This is a genomic window from Gordonia rhizosphera NBRC 16068, assembly GCF_000298195.1.
GTDB classification, from domain to species: domain Bacteria; phylum Actinomycetota; class Actinomycetes; order Mycobacteriales; family Mycobacteriaceae; genus Gordonia; species Gordonia rhizosphera.
Genome location: NZ_BAHC01000216.1, coordinates 1 through 459, shown reverse-complemented (window position 1 = coordinate 459; position 459 = coordinate 1). Strand labels below are relative to the sequence as shown.

The window sequence follows — 459 nt, the reverse complement described above, 5'->3', positions numbered from 1 at the left end:
CGAGGCTGGAACGGTCACGGTCGCGCAACACCCGAGGCGATCAGGTGTCGAGCGGTTCCTGTCCCGGCAGCATCCCCTTGGAGATGCGGACCTCGACATCGTGTTTCACGTAGGCGATGTAGACCCATACGCACCCGAAGATGACGCCGATCACCGCGATCGACCAGTGCAGGAATCCGCCCGCGATCACCAGGATCTGTAGCGCCAGATCGAGTTTCAGCGCATACGGACGCCCCTGCAGTCCCGTCGCGACGATGTGGGCGGCTACCACGAGAGCGAGGTAACCGCCCGACAACCACGTCAGTCCCGAGCCGATGTTGGCCACGATCGGGAACGCGAGGAACAAGACGATGACCTCGAGGACGAGTGTCCCCGCCATGACGCCGCGCAAACCCTTCCACGGGTCGTTGGCCGGCGGACTGAAGCGCACACCGTCGGTCATGAGGGCTCCTTGCCGAA

General features: G+C 64.1%; 1 protein-coding gene. It reads right to left on the bottom strand.

All coding sequences use genetic code 11. The annotated features are described in order from the left end of the window. Positions 1-40: 40 nt before the first annotated feature. Positions 41-442: a DUF4233 domain-containing protein gene (locus GORHZ_RS26200; protein ID WP_006338443.1), complete on the bottom strand. Its 402-nt coding sequence runs from the start codon at positions 440-442 to the stop codon at positions 41-43. Positions 443-459 lie beyond the last annotated feature (17 nt).